19 protein-coding genes are annotated in these 19,821 nt (G+C 68.9%); 9 read left to right on the forward strand and 10 right to left on the reverse strand.

What is annotated here, in order from left to right; translation table 11 throughout:
* The first annotated feature begins 141 nt into the window (after positions 1-141).
* Positions 142-669: an acyloxyacyl hydrolase gene (locus BMZ38_RS05865; RefSeq protein ID WP_245747193.1), complete on the forward strand. Its 528-nt coding sequence runs from the start codon at positions 142-144 to the stop codon at positions 667-669.
* A gap of 33 nt (positions 670-702) precedes the next feature.
* Here the strand turns inward: BMZ38_RS05865 and BMZ38_RS05870 are convergent, their stop codons facing one another.
* The 5 genes from BMZ38_RS05870 to BMZ38_RS05890 form a co-directional block, all read right to left on the reverse strand.
* Positions 703-2,226, reverse strand: a complete 1,524-nt coding sequence (locus tag BMZ38_RS05870) for a DHA2 family efflux MFS transporter permease subunit (protein WP_091335274.1) — start codon at positions 2,224-2,226, stop codon at positions 703-705.
* A 125-nt stretch (positions 2,227-2,351) separates the two neighbouring features.
* The gene (locus BMZ38_RS05875; RefSeq protein WP_091335276.1) at positions 2,352-3,557 is read right to left on the reverse strand and encodes an HlyD/EmrA/EmrK family protein; all 1,206 of its coding nucleotides are present in this window, start codon (positions 3,555-3,557) and stop codon (positions 2,352-2,354) included.
* 9 nt (positions 3,558-3,566) lie between these two features.
* A complete protein-coding gene (locus BMZ38_RS05880; RefSeq protein ID WP_091335278.1) occupies positions 3,567-5,024 on the reverse strand; it encodes an efflux transporter outer membrane subunit in 1,458 nt (485 codons plus the stop codon).
* Positions 5,025-5,047: 23 nt separating this feature from the next.
* Complete coding sequence (locus BMZ38_RS05885) at positions 5,048-5,506, reverse strand: MarR family winged helix-turn-helix transcriptional regulator (RefSeq protein WP_091335665.1); 459 nt, start codon at positions 5,504-5,506, stop codon at positions 5,048-5,050.
* Positions 5,507-5,580: 74 nt separating this feature from the next.
* Positions 5,581-5,823: a hypothetical protein gene (locus BMZ38_RS05890; protein WP_091335280.1), complete on the reverse strand. Its 243-nt coding sequence runs from the start codon at positions 5,821-5,823 to the stop codon at positions 5,581-5,583.
* Between the two features lie 256 nt (positions 5,824-6,079).
* Between BMZ38_RS05890 and BMZ38_RS05895 the strand changes: the two genes are divergently transcribed.
* Positions 6,080-6,931: a helix-turn-helix transcriptional regulator gene (locus tag BMZ38_RS05895; RefSeq protein WP_091335282.1), complete on the forward strand. Its 852-nt coding sequence runs from the start codon at positions 6,080-6,082 to the stop codon at positions 6,929-6,931.
* Between the two features lie 10 nt (positions 6,932-6,941).
* Here BMZ38_RS05895 and BMZ38_RS05900 read toward each other — a convergent pair whose 3' ends face one another.
* A complete protein-coding gene (locus BMZ38_RS05900) occupies positions 6,942-7,190 on the reverse strand; it encodes a hypothetical protein (protein WP_091335284.1) in 249 nt (82 codons plus the stop codon).
* Positions 7,191-7,306: 116 nt separating this feature from the next.
* Between BMZ38_RS05900 and BMZ38_RS05905 the strand changes: the two genes are divergently transcribed.
* Positions 7,307-8,113: an AraC family transcriptional regulator gene (locus tag BMZ38_RS05905; protein ID WP_091335285.1), complete on the forward strand. Its 807-nt coding sequence runs from the start codon at positions 7,307-7,309 to the stop codon at positions 8,111-8,113.
* Between the two features lie 59 nt (positions 8,114-8,172).
* A complete protein-coding gene (locus BMZ38_RS05910) occupies positions 8,173-8,535 on the forward strand; it encodes a hypothetical protein (RefSeq protein ID WP_091335287.1) in 363 nt (120 codons plus the stop codon).
* A gap of 127 nt (positions 8,536-8,662) precedes the next feature.
* On the opposite strand, the gene BMZ38_RS05915 is transcribed toward BMZ38_RS05910, so the two are convergent.
* Positions 8,663-11,083, reverse strand: a complete 2,421-nt coding sequence (locus tag BMZ38_RS05915) for a S9 family peptidase (protein WP_091335290.1) — start codon at positions 11,081-11,083, stop codon at positions 8,663-8,665.
* Between the two features lie 147 nt (positions 11,084-11,230).
* On the opposite strand from BMZ38_RS05915, the gene BMZ38_RS05920 reads away from it, so the two are divergent.
* The 4 genes from BMZ38_RS05920 (at position 11,231) to hemC (ending at position 14,745) form a co-directional block, all read left to right on the forward strand.
* Positions 11,231-11,896, forward strand: a complete 666-nt coding sequence (locus BMZ38_RS05920; RefSeq protein WP_091335291.1) for an alpha/beta hydrolase — start codon at positions 11,231-11,233, stop codon at positions 11,894-11,896.
* A gap of 98 nt (positions 11,897-11,994) precedes the next feature.
* Positions 11,995-13,056, forward strand: a complete 1,062-nt coding sequence (locus BMZ38_RS05925) for a sensor histidine kinase (protein ID WP_091335293.1) — start codon at positions 11,995-11,997, stop codon at positions 13,054-13,056.
* Complete coding sequence (locus tag BMZ38_RS05930; protein ID WP_091335295.1) at positions 13,056-13,760, forward strand: LytR/AlgR family response regulator transcription factor; 705 nt, start codon at positions 13,056-13,058, stop codon at positions 13,758-13,760. The genes BMZ38_RS05925 and BMZ38_RS05930 overlap by 1 nt, the downstream gene beginning before the upstream one ends.
* Positions 13,761-13,830: 70 nt before the next feature.
* Positions 13,831-14,745 carry a hydroxymethylbilane synthase gene (hemC, locus tag BMZ38_RS05935; RefSeq protein ID WP_091335297.1) on the forward strand — a complete coding sequence of 305 codons (915 nt, stop codon included), beginning with the start codon at positions 13,831-13,833 and terminating at the stop codon, positions 14,743-14,745.
* 152 nt (positions 14,746-14,897) lie between these two features.
* Here hemC and BMZ38_RS05940 read toward each other — a convergent pair whose 3' ends face one another.
* Both BMZ38_RS05940 and BMZ38_RS05945 read right to left on the reverse strand, forming a co-directional pair.
* On the reverse strand, positions 14,898-15,719 hold the full coding sequence (locus BMZ38_RS05940) for a DUF481 domain-containing protein (RefSeq protein WP_091335299.1): 822 nt from the start codon (positions 15,717-15,719) through the stop codon (positions 14,898-14,900).
* Between the two features lie 88 nt (positions 15,720-15,807).
* On the reverse strand, positions 15,808-16,731 hold the full coding sequence (locus BMZ38_RS05945; protein WP_091335301.1) for a hypothetical protein: 924 nt from the start codon (positions 16,729-16,731) through the stop codon (positions 15,808-15,810).
* Positions 16,732-16,858: 127 nt separating this feature from the next.
* On the opposite strand from BMZ38_RS05945, the gene BMZ38_RS05950 reads away from it, so the two are divergent.
* Entirely contained in the window at positions 16,859-17,830 is a 972-nt protein-coding gene (locus BMZ38_RS05950; RefSeq protein ID WP_091335302.1) for a helix-turn-helix transcriptional regulator, read from the forward strand.
* Between the two features lie 113 nt (positions 17,831-17,943).
* Here BMZ38_RS05950 and BMZ38_RS05955 read toward each other — a convergent pair whose 3' ends face one another.
* Complete coding sequence (locus BMZ38_RS05955) at positions 17,944-19,710, reverse strand: SLC13 family permease (protein WP_091335304.1); 1,767 nt, start codon at positions 19,708-19,710, stop codon at positions 17,944-17,946.
* Positions 19,711-19,821 lie beyond the last annotated feature (111 nt).

Raw genomic sequence — 19,821 nt, forward strand, 5'->3', positions numbered from 1 at the left:
GGTGCACGAAGAAACCTGGCTCCGGCCGGGTTTTTTGCCATGCGCGCGACACTGCGTTCGCCACCATGCAATGAGCACTCACGTCGCCACGAGATAAAGTAAACTATCGAGTACACAAACTCCCCCCTGGAAGGCTTCCCCATGCCTCATGCCTTTTCGCGTCTGCGCAGTGCGCTGGCACTGCTGCTTGCCACCACCGCCCTGCCCGCCGCCGCCGCGCACCTGGAACTGCAGGGCGGACGCAGCTACATGGACGCCCATGGCGCCAATGCCGCCTTCGTCGAAGCCACCTTCGCGCCGCACGCCATCGGCCAGAGCCGGCTGGACTGGTCGCCCGACGTTTCGGCCGGCTGGATCGACCGCCGCGACCTCAACCGCTATCGCCCATCGGAATACGGCACCAGCCAATCGGTGGCGCTGCTGGCCGCCGGCGCACGGTTCCACTACGGCGCACCGGATGCCTGGTACCGCGCGCTGTTCTTCAGCTTCCAGCTGGCCGGCATCAACCACACCACCCAGGCGCTGTCGAGCCATTACCAGTTCGTCAGCACGGTGGGCTGGCAGGGCGAGCACCTGAGCCTGCAGATCCGCCACGTTTCCAACGGCGGCCTCAATGGGCCCAACCGCGGCGAAACGATGGCGCTGGTCGGCGTGGGTTTCGACCTCTGATAGACAGGAAGGCGCCCGAGGGCGCCTTCTCTTTCAGTGTCCGCCGCTCGCTGCCGGGCCGGCCTTGGCAAGGAACGGCGGCCGGGTCAGCCATATCACCAGAACCAGGCTGCAGAAGACCCAGCCGAGCACGTGGAAGACCTCGTTGAAGGAGATCTGGTAGCCCTGCTGGGTGGCCATCTGGTTGATCATCGCCGCGGCGGTCTGCGGATCGCCCATCGATCCCATCGCCGCGCGGGTCGTCGGATCGTATGCGGTCACGTGCTCGACCAGCTGCTCATGGTGGGCTACTGCGCGGCGTTCCCAGAACAGCGTGGTGATCGAGGCGGAGAAGCTGCCGCCCAGCGTGCGCAGAAAGGTGGCCAGGCCCGAGCCGGAGGCGATCTCGTTCTGCTGCAGGTCCGACAGCAGGATGGTCAGGATCGGCATGAAGAACAACGCCACGCCCAGGCCCTGGATCAGCTGCACCAGCGCCACGTGGTAGAAGTCGACGCCGATGTAGAAATCCGAGCGCATGAAGCAGGTCACGCCCAGCACGATGAAGGCGATCGATGCCACCGCGCGCAGGTCGAACTTGGGTGCGAACTTGCCCACGAAGAAGGTCAGCATCACCGGCAGCACGCCGATCGGCGCCGTGGCAAAGCCGGCCCAGGTCGAGGTGTAGCCGAGGTTGCGCTGCAGCCACAGCGGCATCAGCAGGCTCATCGCGAAGAACGCCGCGTAGGCCAGGACCAGCGCGATCGTGCCGTAGGTGAAGTTGCGGTGGCGGAACAGCTTCAGGTCGACGATCGGATCCTTGTCGGTCAATTCCCAGATCAGGAAGATCGCGATGGCGATCGCCGAGACGATGCTGGTGACGATGATGAAGGTCGAATTGAACCAGTCCTCGTCGTTGCCCTTGTCGAGCACCACCTGCAGCGCGCCCACGCCGATGATCAGCGTGATCAGGCCCACGTAGTCGATCTTGGGCCGCTCGGTCTTGTCCACGCGACCGCGCATCTGGTTGCCCACCACCATGCTGGCGAAGATGCCGATGGGCACGTTGATGAAGAAGATCCACGGCCATGAGTAGTTGTCGGTGATCCAGCCGCCCAGGATCGGGCCGGCGATCGGCGCCACCACCGTGACCATCGCCAGCAGCGCCAGCGCCATGCCGCGCTTGGCCGGCGGGTAGATCGAGATCAGCAGGCTCTGCGTGATCGGGTACATAGGGCCTGCCACCGCGCCCTGGATCGCGCGGAACGCGATCAGCATGCCCATGCTCTGCGACACGCCGCACAGGAACGAGGTCAGCGCGAACAGCAGGGTCGACCAGATGAACAGCTTCACCTCGCCGAAGCGGCGGGTGAGGAAGCCGGTCAGCGGCAGCGAGATCGCCATGCTCACGGCGAACGAGGTGATCACCCAGGTGCTCTGATTGACGCTCACGCCGAGGTTGCCGGCGATGGTCGGCAGCGACACATTGGCGATGGTGGTGTCCAGCACCTGCATGAAGGTGGCCAGCGAGATGCCGACCGTGGTGATCGCCATGCTGGGTGGACGGTATTGGCTGCTCATGGGCTGCGTCGGTATCTGTGGTTGGCGCCTCCCCTGCAGGCAGGGAAGGCTGGAGGGGGCTGGACGGATCGCGCGACGCCGACCCCACCCAACCCTCCCCCGTGCGCGAGGGAGGGAGCTGTCGCTTACTTGCCGCTGTCGGCCTTGCCGTTGCCGGCCATGTTCGCGTGGATGATCTGTGCGATCAGGCCATCGGCCCGCTCGAGCTGCTTCTGGTACACCTCGGTGCTGAAGGCCGGCTTGGTCGGTGGCTCGGGCGCCAGCATCGCGCCCTGCTGGTTGTGCAGGTCGACGGTGACGTCGGTGGACAGGCCGATGCGCAGCGGATGCTTGTCCAGCTGGCCCGGGTCAGTGAACACGACTCGCACCGGTACGCGCTGCACGATCTTGATCCAGTTGCCGGTGGCATTCTGCGCCGGCAACAGCGAGAACGCGCTGCCGGTGCCCACGCCCAGGCTCTCGACCATGCCCTTGTAGGTCACGTCGCCGCCGTAGACGTCGGCATGGATCTCCACCGGCTGGCCGATCCGCATGTGGGTGAGCTGGGTTTCCTTGAAGTTGGCGTCGATCCACGCCTCGTGCAGCGGCACCACCGCCATCAGCGGCGTGCCCGGGGCGACGCGCTGGCCCAGCTGGACCGCGCGCTTGGCGACGTAGCCATCGACCGGCGCAACGATGGTGGTGCGCAGGTCGTCAAGGAAGGCGGCACGCAGCTTCGCCGCGGCCGTCTGGACGTCCGGATGCGAGGCGACCACGGTATCGTCGACCAGCACCTTGCTGGTCTGGTACTGCTGCGTGGCGGCGGTCAGCGCGCTCTGCGCGGCGGTCAGCTCGTCGCGAGCGTGCGCCAGTTCCTCGGCGGAGATGGCGCCGGACTTGGCCAGGTCGCGGCGACGGTTGTAGTCGGCCTGCGCCTTGGCCACCGCCACCTTGCGGGCGGCCACGTCGGCCTGTGCACCGCTGACGGTGCTGTACAGGCCGCGCACCTTGCGCACGGTGCCCGCGAGGTTCGCCTTGGCCTCGGCCAGCGCCACGTCGGCGTTGCTCTGGTCGAGCTTGATCAACACCTGGCCGGCCCTGACGCGATCGCCGTCGTCCGCGCCGATCGAAACCACGGTGCCGGGGATCTGCGGGGTGATCTGCACGATATTGCCGGACACGTAGGCGTCATCGGTGCCTTCGTACCAGCGGCCGTCGAAGTAGTACCACAGGCCCCAGCCGATCAGGGCGAGCAGCACCACCACGCCGAGCGCGCGCAGCAGGAAACCGCGCTTGTTTTTCGCGGCGGGCGCCGGTGCGCCGTTCGGTTGGGAAGCAGGCTGGCTGGACATAGGGAGCCTTCAGGAATGAGCGGGGATGGAGGGTTTCGAAGCGGTCTGATGCATGGCGTCCGGGCGATAACCACCGCCGAGGGCCTGGATCAGCTGGATGGAAAGGTCGACCTGTTGTGCCTTGAGCGCGGCCATGCGCTGTTCGGCGACGAGCAGCTGCTGACGCACGCTGAGTGCCTCCAGGTAGCTGCCCACGCCGGCGCGGTAGCGCTGCTCGGCCAGGCGCCAGGCATCGCTGGCAGCATCCAGCGCGCGCTGTTGCGCGGCGACCTGGTCGGTCAGCGACTGCTGCGCGGCGTAGTCGTCGGCGACCTCGTTGAGCGCGCCGACCAGCGTCTGGTTGTACTGCGCCACGGCCAGGTCGTACTGCGCGTCCTTGCCGGCGAGGTTGGCGCGCAGGCGGCCGCCGTCGAAGATCGGCAGGCTGAGCGAGGGACCGACCTGGTAGAACAGCGAGGACGCGCGCAGCAGCGGATTGCCGCCCATGCTCAGCAGGCCAGCCATGGCGCCAAGCTTCACGTTGGGCAGGAACTCGGTCTTGGCCGCGGCAATGTCGTGGCTGCTTGCTTCGACGCGCCAGCGCGCGGCGACCAGGTCGGCGCGGTGGCCGAGCAGTTCGACCGGCAGGTCCGACGGTACGGCGAGCGCTTCGGGCGCCAGCGGCTGCGGCCGTGCGATGTCCAGGCCGCGATCCGGACCCTTGCCGAGCAGCACCGAGAGCGCCGAGCGCGCAGCATCGATGGCGCGCTGGGCGACAGCCAGCTGCTGTTCGGCGCTGGCCACTTCGCCGTCGCCCTGCTTGAGCTGCAGCTGGCTGTCGAGGCCGGCGCGCACGCGCTGCGCGGTGAGTTCGCGCGCCTTGCCGGCGCGATCGAGCTCGGCCTGCGCCAGGTCGTGCTGGTCGAAGGCATAGCCCAACTGCGCGTAGGCGCGGGCGACGTTGCCCGACAATTCGATGCGCGCCGCGCGCGCTTCGACCTCGGCGGCGCGCGCCTGGCCCAGCGCGGCTTCCCACGCGGCGCGCTGGCCGCCCCACAGGTCCAGGCCCCAGTTGAAGCTGAGGTAGCCGAACTTGGCGATCGAGAAGTGCGCGTTGTCACCGAGCAGGCCCGCCGGCGGCTTGGCGCCGGCCACGCTGGCGCCAAGGCCCAGCTGCGGCTTGCGCGCGGCATCGGCATAACCGGCCGCCGCCTGTGCCCCGCGGGCGCGCGCGTCGGCCGCGGCCAGGCCGGGATTGCCGGCCAGCGCTTCCTGGATGAGTGCATCGAGCTGCGGATCGCCCAGGCCGCTCCACCACGCCTGGCTGGGCCAGGTGGCCGGCGTGGGCGTGCCTTCGACGATGCCGCGCTGGGCCTTGAGCGCGGACGGATCGAGCAGCTTGCCGTCCGGATGCAGGCCACCGCTGCTGGCGCAGCCGGCCAGAACGAGGGTCAGTGCGGTAGCCGCCGCAAGGGATTGCAGACGCATGGTGTTCGGGTTCCGGGTGAGGGTCAGTCTTTGTCGCGCAACGCGTGCAGTACACGCGTCAGGTAGTCGTGCAGCCGCTTGCGCTCGGCCTCGCTGAGCGAACGCTGTGCCGCCTCCAGCACGCGCTCGTTGCAGTCGGTCAGCTGCTGCCACAACGACGTGCCCTGGTCGGTCAGTTCGATGCGCAGCGCGCGCCGGTCCTGTTCGTGCGGGCAGCGTCGCAGGTAGCCCTTGCCTTCGAGCTGGTCGAGCTGGCGGGTCATGGCGCCACCATCGAGCTCGACCCCGCGGGCGAGCTCCGAAGCCGTCATCGGGCCGAGCCGGGCCAGCCGCTTGAGGATCAGGAACTGGGTAAAGCGCAGGTCGACGCCCAGGGCCGCCAGCTCGGCCTCCATCGCGCGCACGATCTCCGAGCGCACCAGGCCGAGCAGGACGCCGAGGCTTTCCTGCGGACTGGCAGTAGCGAGGGGGTCGGTAACCATGCCGCGCATTCTATTGCCGAGCGAATATTTGTCAAGGCAAATATCGCGATAGCCATCATTGACTCGGCAAAGGTTTAGGCGGCCCGCAGCGTGGCCAGCTCGTCGCGCACCAGCGCGGCCAACGCCGGATCGCGGATCGAGAACAGTTCGAACACACCCAATGCATGCAGGGTCGGCAGTTGTGCAAGCAGGCGCGGCTCGGCCTCGCACCTCAACGGCTCGGGGGTGGCCGGGTCCAGCATCAGCTGCGCATGCACCACGAAGTCGGTGAGCGCGTCGGTATCGGGCACCGGGACGGAAACGGGAAGCAACGGCATCGGCATGCTCCTTGGTCTTGTCTGCATAGGCGAGGACGCCGGGCAAGGCCTCGGCGTGACATGCCGGCTTCGCGTGGCCGGCATCGATCCACGCATTGCGCGCGGTACGGTACGGGGGGAGCGTCAACCGTACGCCGCCAGCACGTGCTGGCGGAAGGCAGCCGGTACTGCTGGTACTCTCACTACCACCCCGAACGAGATTGCCCTGGGTCCGCTGGCCTCGGGCATTCCGACCACTTTCCTGCTGAGACCGTCCATGGAACCGACCCGGCAGCGCTCCGAGCTGAAGGCCTTCCTGCGTGCGCGGCGTGCGGCGCTGGCACCGGAAGCGGCCGGGCTGCCGCGCGGGCGGCGCCTCACGCCAGGCCTTCGCCGCGAAGAGGTCGCCACGCTCGCCGCGGTCGGCGTCACCTGGTACACCTGGCTGGAGCAAGGCCGGGCCATCAACGTCTCGGCCGCCGCGCTGAGCCGCATCGCCCGCGCACTGGCGCTGGACGCCACCGACGAGGCCTACCTGTTCGCCCTGGCCGGCGTGCCGCGGACCGAGCCGTCGGCCGCACAGCCGGTGCTGCCCACAGCCATGCAGGACATGCTCGAGCTGTACCGCGCGCCCGCCTTCGTGATCGACCCGGTGTTCGACGTGCTCGCCTGGAACCGCATGGCGCAGCAGTTGTACGACTTCGGCGAGTTCAACGGGCCGCTGGCGCACAACCACTTGTGGAACGCGTTCATGAACCCGGCGCGGCGGCGGTTGTACGCACCCTGCTTCGAGCCGGGCATGCTCAACCTGCTGGGCATCTTCCGCGTCAACCACGCGGCGCATCCGGACGATCCGCGCTTCGACCAGCTGATCGAGGCGCTCACCCGGGCAAGCCAGGAATTCGTTGAGTTGTGGCAGCGCCAGCAGGTGGCGCCGTTGAGCACCTGGACCGCGCACTTCTTCCATCCGCGATTCGGCGACGTGCGCGCGCATTCGGTGCGCATGCCGCTGCGCGATGGCCGTGCGGACGGCGCTACCGGGTTCTTCTTCGTGCCGCAGGACGCCGCCACCGCGGCCAGCTTCGCGCGCGTCGCGGCGGAACTGGAGCCGGTAGCCGTACCTGCCTGACCGGCGTTCCTCAAGCAGCCGCGTAGAGCCCACGGCGCGCCGCCATCTCGTCGCGCAGCAGCGCAGCCAGCGCACGGTCGCGCACCTCGAACAGCTCGAACAGGCCGAGCGCCTGCACCACCGGCAGCAGCTGCAGCAGTTGCGGCTCCAGCTCGCGGCGCAGTGGTTCGGGCGTGACCGGATCGAGCATGCGCCGGGCGCACTCGACGAAACGCGGCAGTGCCTGCTCGGTGGGCAGGTTCCTGGTCGGACGGGACATTGGGGTTCTCCTCGTGATGCGCGGACGTGCGCATCCAGGACGTCGGGGAGATCAGGCTAGTATCGACCGCAGTGGCGCGTTATCGTCATTCGGTCAAGTTTTATCGAGAAGCTGCCATGTCCCACGCCGATGCCATGTTCGAGCGCATCGAGAACGCCGGTGGCCCGCCCTTGATCGCCTTCCTGGTCGACGGCTCCGGCGGCCACCAGCCGCATGTCGAGGAAAGCGACTGGCACACCCACGTGCGCGGGCAGTTCTTCTACGTCGAGCGCGGCATGGTCAGTATCCGCACGCGCGAGGGCGCCTGGGCGTTGCCGCCGCAGCGGGTCGGCTGGATGCCGCCGGGCGAACCGCACACCGTGCGCATGTCCTCGGCGCTGTGCGGCTGGGGCGTATTCGTGGCACCGCAGGCGGCCGCCGGCCTGCCCGACCACACCTGCGTGCTGGGCGCCAACGACCTGATGCGCGCGTTGGTGCTGCGTGCCTCCGAATGGACCATGCGCGACGAACTGGACGAACGGCAGGAGCGCCTGCTGATGGTGTTGCTGGACGAGCTGCGCCGCGCACCGCAACTGCCGCCGCAACTGAACCTGCCCAGCGATCGGCGCGTACTGCGCATCGCGCATGCGGTACTGGAGCGTCCGCAGGAAGACCGCAGCCTGGAGGACTGGGCCGCCTGGGCCGGCCTGTCCGCACGCAACCTGAGCCGCCTGTTCCGCCGCGAGACCGGCACCAGCTTCGCGCAGTGGCGGCGACAGGCGCGGCTGGGCCACGCGCTGGAACTGCTGGCCGACGGCACCGCGGTTGGCCAGGTCGCCGATGCACTGGGCTACGCCAGCGTCAGTGCCTTCGTGGCGATGTTCCGGCGCAGCTTCGGGCAATCGCCCGGGCGCTATTTCGAGCGCACGCCGCTCTCGGCCTGACGCGCGCATCACGAGGGCGTTTCGACGATCCTCTTCGGGACGGGCAAGGAGGGCAGGCCATGGAACCCATGTTGAGCATGCGTACCGCGTTGGTACTGCTGGCACTGACCGCGCTGGGCGGCCTGCTGATGGCCGGCATCCGCTTCGCCGGCAAGCCGCATCCGCCGACCTGGCTGGCGATGGGGCACGGCTTCATCGCCGGCGCCGCAGTCACCCTGCTGGTCTACGACTACTTCATCGTGGGCTTGCCGGGAATGGCGCAGCTGGGCCTGCTGCTGTTCCTGCTTGCCGCCGCCGGCGGCATTGCGATGAACCTGGGTTACCACTGGAAGCGTTTGGCGCTGCCCAAGTGGCTGGTGGTGGTGCATGCGCTGATCGCGGTGGCCGGCTTCGTGCTGCTGCTGATCGCGGCCTGGCCGTAGGCGCGGCTGTTCCCACTCTCCCTGCGGGTGCCGACAGGCGGATGAGGGTTCGGGCGCAGCGAGCCATCCGGCGATAGCGGACCCTGTCCCCAACCCCTCTCCCGCAGGGAGAGGGGCCGGGCCCAGGTCACTTGGCCGGCTTGACGTACGTGTCGAACAGCTCGTCGATGCGGCGGTACTCGTCGTGCCACGAATCCGGATGCATGAAGCCGTGCCGTTCCATCGGGTACAGCGACATCCAGAAATCCTTCTTGTGCAGTTCGATGAAGCGCTGGTACAGGCGGATCGAGTCGGCGGCCATGACGTTGTCGTCGATCAGGCCATGCTCGATCAGCAGGGGATCGGCAAGCTGGTCGGCGTAGCTGATCGGCGAACTGATGTCGTAGGCGTGCGGGTCCAGTTCGGGCGAGTTGAGGATGTCGGACGTGTACTCGTGGTTGTACAGCCGCCAGTCGCTGACCGGCCGCAGCGCAGCGCCGGCAGCGAACTGGCCCGGCGCGCGCAGTAGCGCCATCTCGGTCATGAAGCCGCCGTAGCTGCCGCCGTAGATGCCCACCCGCCTGGGGTCGACGTGGTGGTTCTTCACCAGCCAGGCCTTGCCGTCGAGCAGGTCCTGCAGCTCCGGGTGGCCCATCTGGCGGTAGATCGCGTCGCGCCAGTCACGGCCGTAGCCTTCGGAGGCGCGGTAATCCATGTCCAGCACGACGTAGCCCTTGTGCACCAGCAGGTTGTGGAACATCTGCTCGCGGAAGTAGTAGGACCATCCGAGCGTGACATCCTGCGTGTAGCCGGCACCATGGACGAAGATCACCGCGGGCCTCGTCGTCGCGTTCTCATCGGCCGGGCCGTAGTACTTGGCGTAGATGCTGCCGGCGCCATGGCTGGAGGGCACCTGGACGATCTTCGGTGCGATCCAGTCGCGGGCGGTGAATGCGGGCTTCATGGTGCGGGTCAGGTCACCCGGCGCGCCACCTGCCGCCGACTGCACCGCCAACTGGTCGAGCACGTAGGGAGAGGAGTGCAACACCGCCAGGCGGCTGCCGTCCGGCGACAGCTCGAAGCCATCCATGCCTTGGTAATGCGTGATGCGCGTGAGCTCGCCACCCGCGCTGGGCACGCGGTAGACGTCGTAGCTGTAGGGCGCGACCTTGTTGGTGCGCAGGTAGAACCACCGGCCATCCTCGGACAGCTGCGGGTGACTGACCTCGAACCGGCCGCTGGTCAGCGCCTCCGCCTTGCCGCCCAACGACTTGACGTAGAGCTGGGAGTAGCCCGTCTCCTCGGACAGGTACCACAACGTACGGCCGTCCTTGAGCCAGCCGAAATCGTTGAAGTTCCAGTTGATCCAAGCCTCGTCATGCAGGCGGTGCTGGTTGACCAGCGCGTGGCGGACGAAATCGACGCTGGCGATCCAGCGGTCCTTGTTGTCGATCGCGCGCAGCTGGATGGCCAGGTTGCTGCCGTCCGCGCTCCACGCGATGCCGCCGCCACCGCCGTCCTCGGCGCTGGAGATGATGCGGACCGAACGCAGGTCGGGCGCCTTCAGCGCCTTGGCCTGGTCGTCCTTGCCGGCCCGCTCCAGCGCCGCGACGGTCTGCGCGCGGATCGCGGCGAGCGGATCGTCCTTGACGCCGGGCAGGCCGTCGGTCGAGAGCGGGTACTGCTGGTGCGCGCGCAGGTCCAGCAACAGCAGCGACTGCGGCGCCGGCTCGTTGCGGCCGACGTAGACGCGCGCGTCCTCGTCCTCGGCGTACCCCGAGTCGCTTACGTAATGGGTCACCTTGGGATGGCGGCCCGCCTCATAGCTCTTCGGCCGCGTGACCACCAGCAGCCAGCGCCCGTCTGGCGACAGCTCGGTATCCATCGCGACGATCTTGTCGCCGAGCCAGAACGGCTGCGGCGCGCGGCCCGGGTCGGCGGCAGCCAGCGCCCTGGCGTTGGCCTGTTCGGCGTCCTTGTCGGCCTTGAGCTGGCGCAGGGTGGAGAACAGCTTCAGCTGCTCGGCTTCCAGCGCGCCGGTCTTGGCCTGCTCGGGGTCGTCGGCGAACTTGAGCACCGCCACCGGCGCGCTGACGCCGCGCGCCAGGTCGTAGCTGTACCAGTCGTCGCCGGAGCGGTACTGCAGCGCGCGGCTGTCGGCGGAGAACTGCGGCGCCGATTCGTCCTCGACCGTCTGCGTGACCTGCACGGTACGGCCATCGGCAAGAGTACGCAGGAACACGTCGCCGTGGCGCACGAACGCCGCGTAACGATGCGTGCGGTCGTACACCGACGGACCATCGGCCTTCGCCACCGCGGCCGGGTCGAGCTTCTCGCTGCGCCCGCTGGCCAGGTCCACGCGGTACAGGTCGCGCACCTGGCTGCCATCGCGCTTGAGCTGGTAGTAGATCGCCTGCCCGTCGGCGCTCCAGTAGGGCGACTCCACCGCCTGCCCGATCCAGTCGGGGTTGGCCATGATGGTTTCCAGATCCAGCGTCGCGGCCGGTGTGGCCGCCAGCGCCGGCAGCGCGGTGAAGGCGGCCAAGCCCGCCAGGAGAAGTCGACGCATGCAGTGCTCCGCTAGTGGCAAAACACCCGAGCATAGCCAAGCCGGCCTGTGCCGCAAGCGCCGGAAGTCGTGCAGCCGCCGCTCTGGCTGGCGACCGCGCGACGCATGGGCGAGACTGGTCGATCTGCCGAACCCATCGGAACACCCATGAACCTGCTTCCCAGCGTCGAGCGCGAAACCGGTCCGGATCCCCGCCACAGCGTGATCTGGCTGCATGGCCTGGGTGCCGACGGCAACGACTTCGTGCCGATCGTGCCCGAACTGGTCGACCCGGCCTGGCCGGCACTGCGCTTCGTGTTCCCGCACGCGCCGGTGCAGCCGGTGAGCATCAACGGCGGCATGCCGATGCGTGCCTGGTACGACATCTTCGGCTTCGACGCCCGCGCGCCGCAGGACGAGGCCGGCATCCGCCGCGCCATCGATGCGGTGGCAGCGCTGATCGCGCGCGAGCATGAACGCGGCGTGCCCAGCGAGCGGATCGTGCTGGCGGGCTTCTCGCAAGGCGGCGCCATCGCGCTGGCCGCCGGCCTGCGCCACGCCCAGCCGCTGGCCGGCATCGTGGCGCTGTCCACCTACTTGCCGATCAGCGCCACGCTGGCGCCCGAGCGCAGCGCCGCCAATGCCCGCGTGCCGATCTTCTGGGGCCACGGCAGCGCCGATCCGGTGGTGGCGCTGCAGCGCGGGCTCGATTCGCGGCTGTTGCTGGAAGGATTGGGCTATACCGTCCACTGGCATACCTACCCGATGCCGCATTCGGTCTGCGCCGAGGAAATCGCCGACCTGCGCCGCTGGCTCTCCGACCGCTTCCAATGAACCGTTCCTGCGGGGGCGGGCACGGGGTGCCGACGTCCTCCTTGGACCGTGCCCGGGAAGACAGCGGCGGGTGACCGGATGCCGGCATACTGAAGCGCATGAGCGTCCGCCCTGCCCGCCCCGCTACGCCGTTGCCGGACTTCTGCCGGCTGCCGGCGGTCGCCGCGTTGTTCGCGGTGGGCGCGCTCACCGTCACGCTGATGTGGCTGGCACCGGACAATCCGCGCGGCTGGCGCGGCTACAGCGTGGGCATGTTGTTCGTTTCCTGGCTTTCGGTGCTGGTGGCGTTGGCGTTGTGCTACGCGCGGCCATGGCTGCAGCGGCTCGGCGGCTGGATGCCGTATGCCGGCGTGTGGCTGCTGATCGAACTGGTCGTCGCCCTCGCCAGCGCAGTGGCGCGCTGGATGGATCTGGCCCTGCAACTGGACCTGGTGCACACCACGCCGATGGCCTTCGTGCGCGACAACCTGCTGATCGCGGCGCTGCTTGGCGCCGCGATGCTGCGTTACTTCTACGTGCTGGCGCAGTGGCAGGCGCGGCTGGCGGCGGTGGCGCACGCGCAGGTCGACGCGTTGCAGGCCCGCATCCGCCCGCATTTCCTGTTCAACAGCATGAACACGGTGGCGGCGCTGGTGCGCGTCGACCCGGCGGCGGCCGAACGCACCATCGAGGATCTGTGCGAACTGTTCCGCGCGGCGCTGGGTCAATCGCAGATGAGCCAAGCGGGCGGCCGTGACGGCACGCTGGCCGACGAGCTTGAGCTCATCGAGCGCTACCTGGCGATCGAGCAGCTGCGCCTGGGCGAGCGCCTGCGCATCCGGCGCGAGCTCGAGGGCCTGCCGGCGGACTACCCGCTGCCGCGGCTGCTGCTGCAGCCGCTGGTGGAGAACGCCGTGCGCCACGGCATCCAGCCGCTGCGCGAGGGCGGCGAGATCGTGCTGCGCGGCGTAGTCGATGGACGCGCGCTGACCATCGACATCAGCAATCCGCTGCCGCCCATGCCGTCGACGCCGGGACACGGCCATGGACTGACCAACGTGCGCCAGCGCGTGGCCTATCGCTATGGCGCACGCGCCGTGGTCGACGCCGGACCGCGGGATGGCCGCTTTCTGGTCCGCCTGCGCCTGCCACTCGATCCCCCGCCTGCGGAGCAGCCCTGATGCGCGTGCTGATCGTCGACGACGAACCGCTGGCCCGCGCCCGTCTGGCCGCCCTGCTGGGCGAATGCGAGGGCGTGGCGGTGACCGGCAGCGTGGCCGACGGCGAGGCCGCGCTGGCAGCGATCGGCGAGCTGCAGCCGGACCTGTTGCTGCTGGACATCAACATGCCCGGCCTCGACGGCGCCGCGCTGGCTGCGCGGCTGGCCGGGCCCGGGCGGCCGCAGGTGATCTTCTGCACCGCCTACGAAAACCACGCACTCACGGCCTTCGAGCTGGGTGCGGTGGACTATCTGCTCAAGCCGGTGCGCCCGGAGCGCCTGCGCGAAGCCCTGCAGCGGGCCCGCCAGCGCCTGGCCGCGGCGCCCGCCGAGCCGGTCGGCTACCTGCGCGGACGGCTGCGCGGCGAGCAGGTGCGCATCGCGCTGACCGAAGTGGTCTGCCTGCTGGCCGAGGAGAAGTACGTGGTGGTACACCACGCCGGCGGCGAGCTGCTGGTGGAGGAATCGCTGCGCCAGCTGGAGGAGGCCTATCCGACCCAGCTGGTGCGCCTGCACCGCAACTGCCTGGTGCCGGCACCGCGCCTGCTGGGCCTGAAGACGCTCGCCGACGGCCGCGTGCTGGCACGCCTGGCCGGCACTGGATTCAGCCCCGAAGTGAGCCGGCGCAACCTGCCGGCGCTGCGCAAGCTGCTGCGCACCGGCTGAGGCGCCACGCCGCACGCGCGCCGGCGCGATTGCGGCGACAATGGCCGGCCTGCAACACGCTGGAGTTCCCATGCCGCCGTCCATCCTGCGCATCGCCACCCGCAAGAGCGCGCTCGCGCTGTGGCAGGCCGAGCACGTCGCCGCGCGCCTGCGTGCGGTGCACCCGGGCCTGCATGTCGAACTGGTGCCGATGACCACCCGCGGCGACGAGATCGCCGACCGTCCGCTGGCCACCATCGGCGGCAAGGGGCTGTTCCTCAAGGAGCTGGAGGTGGCGATGCTGGAGGGCCGCGCGGACCTCGCGGTGCATTCGCTCAAGGACGTGCCGGCCGAGCTGGAGCCCGGCTTCGTGCTGCCGGCGATGCTGCCGCGCGCGGATGCCGCCGACGCCTTCGTCAGCAACGACCACGCCACGCTGGATGCGCTGCCCGAGGGCGCGCGCGTGGGCACCTCCTCGCTGCGCCGGCAGTCGCAGCTGCGCGCCGCGCGGCCGGATCTGGAGCTGCTCGACCTGCGCGGCAACGTCAATACTCGGCTGGCCAAGCTCGACGCCGGCGACTACGAGGCCATCGTGCTGGCCTGCGCCGGACTGGAACGACTGGGTCTGGCCGAGCGGATCCGCCAGCGGCTGGCCGCGCCGGAATGGCTACCCGCGCCGGGACAGGCGGCGATCGCGATCGAGGCGCGCGCGGACCAGCCGGCGGTGCTTGCGCTGCTGGCGGCGCTGGACGATCCCGACACACGGGTCACGGTGGGCGCCGAGCGTGCGATGAACCACGCGCTGGGCGGCAGTTGCACGGTGCCGGTGGCGGCCTGGTGCGTGCTGACCGAACGCAGCCTGCACCTGCGCGGGCTGGTCGGCGATGCGGCGAGCGGGCGGCTGGTACGGGCGGAGGCGAGTGGCCCGGTCGACCAGCCCGAGATGCTCGGCCGGGCGGTGGCCGATGCGCTGCTGGTGCAGGGTGCGAGCCAGATGCTGGGCTGAACTGCGCTGCTCCTTTTTCTCTCCGGGGAAGAAGGCCGGGATATCGCAACGTAGCCTTGTGCTGTTGCTGGTTCAACGCGAGGGCGATGACCCCTCGGCCCAACCCCCTCCCCAGCGGGGAGAGGTAGCCTGTTCCGGCGAGTCCCAAAACCTCAGAAGTTGTAGACCAGATTGGTGGTCGTCAGCGTGTCGGTGCTCTGCGTGCCCGGCTGCGTGTCGGAGTTGTAGCGCACCTGGAAGCCGAGCTTGAGCGCCATCTTCTTGGTCATGCTGACCGACAGGCCGGCGTCGTTCTGGTAGTACTTGTTCTTCGAGCCGGCTTCGACCAGCAGCGTGTCTTCGAAGGCGGTGTTGTCGGTCAGGCGGTACTTGAAGTTGATCAGGCCGCGACCGACCACCTCGCTCTCGGTTGGCCGGCGGACCTCGACCGTTTCCCCGTTCACCAGCAGCGTGGTGTTGGCCGGACGGTAGCGCTTGTAACCGGGACCGATTTCGAAGGAGAGCTCGGTGCGTTCGTTCTTCAGTGCGATGTACCCATAGCCGAGCGAGACGATGCCCTGCCACAGGTTGGCGCCGAAATCGTCATGCTCGTAGCGGCCGGCGCCGACGATGTAGCTGCGCGGATCGAGCTTGTAGCCGACCGAGGCGCCGGCGTCGTAGCGGTTGGCGGTGGTGCTGAAGCGGTCGACCGTCTGGCCGGTATTGGCATCCACGACGGAAACCTCGCCCTTGGAGCGCATGCCGTTCAGGAAGAAATTGTTCTTCCAGTACTCGTTCTCCTGGTTCAGGCCGAGCTTGGCGTTGACGTTCTCGGTGCGCGAGTTGCCGCGCGCCGAGGCAAAACCGAACTCGCCCGAGCCGGTCCAGCCGCCGTTGTCGGTAGCGGAGTTGCCGGTCGACGCGCCGGCGTCCTGCGCCTGCGCCACGCCGGCAAAGGCCAGCAGGCACGCGGCAGCGATCAGGGTTTTGTTCATCAGGCAATCCATGGATGGGGGGTGGTCAGGAAGGCCGCCACCTTAATGCGGCGGATTGAACTCGCAGTGAACACGACCGGGCGGGCGCCTAGCCGCCCGGGCTTGCCGGGTGGTCGGCTCGGCATAGCCGCGCAAGCGCAGCCTCATAGGCGCGCTGCTCGATGGTGCGGCCGAGCAGGCAACTGACCGCCGCCAGTGCCACCAGCGCCACGCCGGCCTCGGACAGGTCCACCACCAAAAGCGCCAGGCTGGGCACCGCGTAGGTGAGCAACGCTGCGATGAATCGCGCGGTGCGGCCGCGCACGCGATGGCCGGGCGCCCACCCCTCCGGCGGGTTGAGCGCCTGCCAGCGCAGGCCTTCGATCAGGCCCAGCAGGAGTGCCAGCGCCAGCAGCACCATGATCCAGGGGCGCGAGCCGGCCGCATGCACGGCGCCATCCTGCGCGACCAGGCAAAGCCACAGCCATAGCCCGCCGGCATACCAAGCGGCCACTACCCGGCTCACCGGCAGCTGTGCCGAGCGGCGCAACACGCCCTCGGGCAGGCGCCGGCGGTAGCTGTGCACCGTGTAGACCAGGCTGGCGGCGCTGCACAGCGCCAACGCAGCGCCAGCGACGCGGGTCGCCCAGAACGCATTGTCGCCACGCACCAGCCCGCCCACCGCCATCATCGGCAGGTAGGCCGCCAGCGCCAGCAGCGCCTCGCGCGTGGGCCGGATGCGTCGGGCAGGGAACCAGCCATGCCAGTCGGACAGGCCCGGCAAGTGCAGGCAGGCGGCCAGCAGTCCGGTGCTGACGAATACCGCGCCCACGGCCAGCGGTACCAGCGCCTCGCTGCGGCCGCCGCGGTAGATGCCCAGCGCCAGCGCCAGTCCCAGCAACATCCACAGGCCGTAGCCGGACAGCGCCAGCATGCGCAGCAGTGCGGCCGGATAGGCCGGAGGCAGCGGATAGGCCCGCTCGCCCGACGCGGCGGTCGGGACGCAGGCCTGCATGTCGCTGGATGGATGCATCACATCGAAAAGGCTCGGCGGTTGGGGAAGAACCGCGACCCGACGCACGCGCCGGGCCGTGCAGCGGACTTGCGGCCGCCGCGGGCCGTACCCATGCTACACAAAGCTCCCATCCCTGCGGTATGCCATGGATCGCTACGAACGCATTCTGACCCTGCACCGAGTTCTCAAATCGGCACACTACCCGGTCCCGCTGGCGCGGCTGATGGATGAGCTGGAATGCTCGCGGGCCACGCTGTACCGCGACATCGCCTTCCTGCGCGATGGCCTGGGCGCACCGATCGAAAGCGCCGCCAGCGACCAGGCGGCATTCCGGTACGAAGTGGGCGAGGGCGAGCGCTTCGAGCTGCCGGGCCTGTGGCTGACCTCCGACGAACTGGCCGCGCTGCTGGCGTTGAATGAACTGATCGGCCGCTCCGGCCCCGGCGTGCTCGCCGGTGCGCTGGCACCGTTCAAGGCCCGCATCGAGCGGCTGCTCACCGGCCAGGACAAGGAAAAGTCGCTGCCGATCGAGCGCATCCGGGTGATTCCGTGGGGCGAGCGCAAGCTCGACCAGCAGGTGTTCCGCGTGGTGGCCGGCGCCGTGCTCGAGCGCAGCCGCCTGCGCTTTTCCTACCGCGCGCGCACCACCGATTCGGACAGCAAGCGCACCGTTTCGCCGCAGCGCCTGACCCATTACCGAGACAACTGGTACCTGGACGTGTGGGATCACGACCGCGAGGCGCTGCGCAGCTTTGCGGTGGATCGCATCCGTGACGCGCATGCCCTGGACGAGCCGGCCATCGACGTGCCCGAGACGGACCTCAACGAGTGGCTCGCCTCCAGCTACGGCATCTTCGCCGGCAAGCCCAAGGCCTGGGCGACGATCCGCTTCTCCGCCCACGCCGCGCGCTGGGTCGCCGACGAGCACTGGCACTCGCAGCAGAAGGGCGACTGGCTGCCGGACGGACGCTACGAACTGAAGGTGCCGTATTCGAAATCACGCGAGCTGCTGATGGACGTGCTCAAGTACGGCCCGGATGCCGAAGTGGTGGCGCCGCTGCCGCTGCGCGAGGAAATGAAAAGCCTGCTGCACATGGCGCTGGGCGGCTACCAGTAGAGTGGGGACCGGGAAAACGAGCAACGGAATGGCATTGCGCCTTGCCGTATCGGCAGACGTGCGGGTCCCGAAACGCAGTTCCCGTTGGCTTCGAAACCGCAGCTTCCCGCCCGCTACGGATGGAACGGCCAGAGCTGCGGGATCAACCACATGGAAAGGGCGCAGAACAGTGCGATGAGCGGGATGCCGACCTTCATGAAGTCGGTGAAGCGATAGCCGCCCGCGTAATAGACCATCGTATTGGTCGGATAACCCACCGGCGTGGCGAACGAGGTGGCCGCGGCAAAGGCCACCGCCACCACGAACGGCCGCGGATCGGCGTGCGCCGCGTGCGCGACGGTCACCGCGATGCTCACCATCAACACCACCGACGGGTTGTGCCCCATGAGCTCGGTGAGCAGCGCGGTCAGCAGGTACACCATCAGCAGTGCGGCCAGCGGCCCGTGGTTGCCGACCAGCCCCATTGCCCCCTGCACCACCACGGTGGACAGCCCGGTCTTCTCGATCGCCAGCCCCAGCGGCAGGATCGCGCCGAGCAGGATGATGATCTTCCAATCCATCCCCTCGTAGATGTCCTTGCGGCCGAAGCAGCCGGTCAGCGCCATCGCCGTGGCACCGCACAGTGCGGCGATCGGGATCGGCAGCCAGTGCAGCCCCGAGGCGATCACCACCGCCGCCATGATCGCCGCTGCCACCCAGGCCTTGCGCATGCTGCCGCGGGCGTCATCGCGCTCCGACAACACGATGAAGGCGTCGTCCGTGCGCAGCTTCGGCATGCCGCCCTCGTCGACCAGCGCCAGCAGCACGTCGCCGACCGTCAGGTCGATATTGCTGAGCTTGTCGCGCAGCACCTGGCCGCGCCGATGCACCGCAAGCACGGTGGCGCGGTAACGCCAGTCCAGGCCCAGTTCGGCCAGGCGCCGGCCCTCGGCCGGGCTGCCCGGCGCGACCATCAGCTCGGCCAGCACGCGGGGGTGATCGTCCTCGCGTGCATAGTGCTGCTCGGGCGCGTTGCGCAGACGCGCGCGGCGCTGGAAGTCCTCGATCTTTTCCCAGTCGCCGCGTACCAGCAGCACGTCGCCGAGCGCCAGCTGCTGTTCGCGTGGCGACCACATGCGCCGCTCGCCGCGCAGCAGTTCCAGGGGATAGACGCCGTACTTGTCGCCCAGCTGCGCATCGGCGATGCGCGTGCCCAGCAGCGGTGAGTCCTCGCCCACCACCAGCTCGGTGACGTACTTGCCGACCTCGCCACCCTCCGGCAGCGCCGCATCGATGTGCTTGGGCAGCAACCGGCGCCCGATCAGCATCAGGTAGGCCATGCCGGCCACCGCCAGCAGCGCGCCCATCTTGGTGAATTCGAACACGCCGAACGGCGGCAGCCCGTGCTTCTGCGCCAGGCTGTCGGCGAGCAGGTTGGATGAGGTGCCGATCAGCGTGCACACGCCGCCCATCTGTGCCGCGTAGGCCATCGGCATCAGCACACGCGCCGGCGAGGTACCGGTGCGCTGGCATACGCGTAGCGCCAGCGGCAGGAAGGTCGCCACCAGTGCGATGTTCTTCACGAACGCTCCCAGCGGGGCGATCGCCAGCATCATCGCCAGCGTCATCAACCATGGCTTGCGGATGCGCATCAGCAGGCGCGTGAGCGGCTCCAGCGCGCCGGAGCGCTCGATCCCCAGGCTGAGCGCGAACATCGCCGCCACCGTCACGGTGGCCTCGTTGCTGAAACCGGACAGGGCCTCCTCGGGCGTGACGATGTGCAGCACCACCAGCGTGGCCAGCACCAGCAACGCGACCAGGTCGATGCGCACCTTCTCGCTGGCGAACAACGCCATGGCACCGACGATGATGGCTACCGTCGCCCACGCCTGCCAGCTCATGCGCACACTCCGCGACACAAAGGACAGCCCGACGGCGTGCGGGGCGGGATGTTCAGGCGGGTTTCGGCTGGCATGGTTTCCTTACGGCTGCCTCGTCAATGGCGCGGACGC

Origin of the sequence: Frateuria terrea (assembly GCF_900115705.1) — a bacterium.
GTDB classification, from domain to species: domain Bacteria; phylum Pseudomonadota; class Gammaproteobacteria; order Xanthomonadales; family Rhodanobacteraceae; genus Frateuria_A; species Frateuria_A terrea.

Excerpts from the sequence above, each read along its gene's own strand:
- BMZ38_RS05870 (WP_091335274.1), bottom strand. The coding sequence starts at position 2,226 with ATGAGCAGCCAATACCGTCCACCCAGCATGGCGATCACCACGGTCGGC.
- BMZ38_RS05865 (WP_245747193.1), top strand. The coding sequence starts at position 142 with ATGCCTCATGCCTTTTCGCGTCTGCGCAGTGCGCTGGCACTGCTGCTT.
- BMZ38_RS05940 (WP_091335299.1), bottom strand. The coding sequence starts at position 15,719 with ATGAACAAAACCCTGATCGCTGCCGCGTGCCTGCTGGCCTTTGCCGGC.
- BMZ38_RS05950 (WP_091335302.1), top strand. The coding sequence starts at position 16,859 with ATGGATCGCTACGAACGCATTCTGACCCTGCACCGAGTTCTCAAATCG.
- BMZ38_RS05905 (WP_091335285.1), top strand. The coding sequence starts at position 7,307 with ATGTCCCACGCCGATGCCATGTTCGAGCGCATCGAGAACGCCGGTGGC.
- BMZ38_RS05925 (WP_091335293.1), top strand. The coding sequence starts at position 11,995 with ATGAGCGTCCGCCCTGCCCGCCCCGCTACGCCGTTGCCGGACTTCTGC.
- BMZ38_RS05930 (WP_091335295.1), top strand. The coding sequence starts at position 13,056 with ATGCGCGTGCTGATCGTCGACGACGAACCGCTGGCCCGCGCCCGTCTG.
- BMZ38_RS05955 (WP_091335304.1), bottom strand. The coding sequence starts at position 19,710 with ATGAGCTGGCAGGCGTGGGCGACGGTAGCCATCATCGTCGGTGCCATG.
- BMZ38_RS05880 (WP_091335278.1), bottom strand. The coding sequence starts at position 5,024 with ATGCGTCTGCAATCCCTTGCGGCGGCTACCGCACTGACCCTCGTTCTG.
- BMZ38_RS05915 (WP_091335290.1), bottom strand. The coding sequence starts at position 11,083 with ATGCGTCGACTTCTCCTGGCGGGCTTGGCCGCCTTCACCGCGCTGCCG.
- BMZ38_RS05920 (WP_091335291.1), top strand. The coding sequence starts at position 11,231 with ATGAACCTGCTTCCCAGCGTCGAGCGCGAAACCGGTCCGGATCCCCGC.
- BMZ38_RS05910 (WP_091335287.1), top strand. The coding sequence starts at position 8,173 with ATGGAACCCATGTTGAGCATGCGTACCGCGTTGGTACTGCTGGCACTG.
- BMZ38_RS05895 (WP_091335282.1), top strand. The coding sequence starts at position 6,080 with ATGGAACCGACCCGGCAGCGCTCCGAGCTGAAGGCCTTCCTGCGTGCG.
- BMZ38_RS05945 (WP_091335301.1), bottom strand. The coding sequence starts at position 16,731 with ATGCATCCATCCAGCGACATGCAGGCCTGCGTCCCGACCGCCGCGTCG.
- BMZ38_RS05885 (WP_091335665.1), bottom strand. The coding sequence starts at position 5,506 with ATGGTTACCGACCCCCTCGCTACTGCCAGTCCGCAGGAAAGCCTCGGC.
- BMZ38_RS05890 (WP_091335280.1), bottom strand. The coding sequence starts at position 5,823 with ATGCCGTTGCTTCCCGTTTCCGTCCCGGTGCCCGATACCGACGCGCTC.
- hemC (WP_091335297.1), top strand. The coding sequence starts at position 13,831 with ATGCCGCCGTCCATCCTGCGCATCGCCACCCGCAAGAGCGCGCTCGCG.
- BMZ38_RS05875 (WP_091335276.1), bottom strand. The coding sequence starts at position 3,557 with ATGTCCAGCCAGCCTGCTTCCCAACCGAACGGCGCACCGGCGCCCGCC.
- BMZ38_RS05900 (WP_091335284.1), bottom strand. The coding sequence starts at position 7,190 with ATGTCCCGTCCGACCAGGAACCTGCCCACCGAGCAGGCACTGCCGCGT.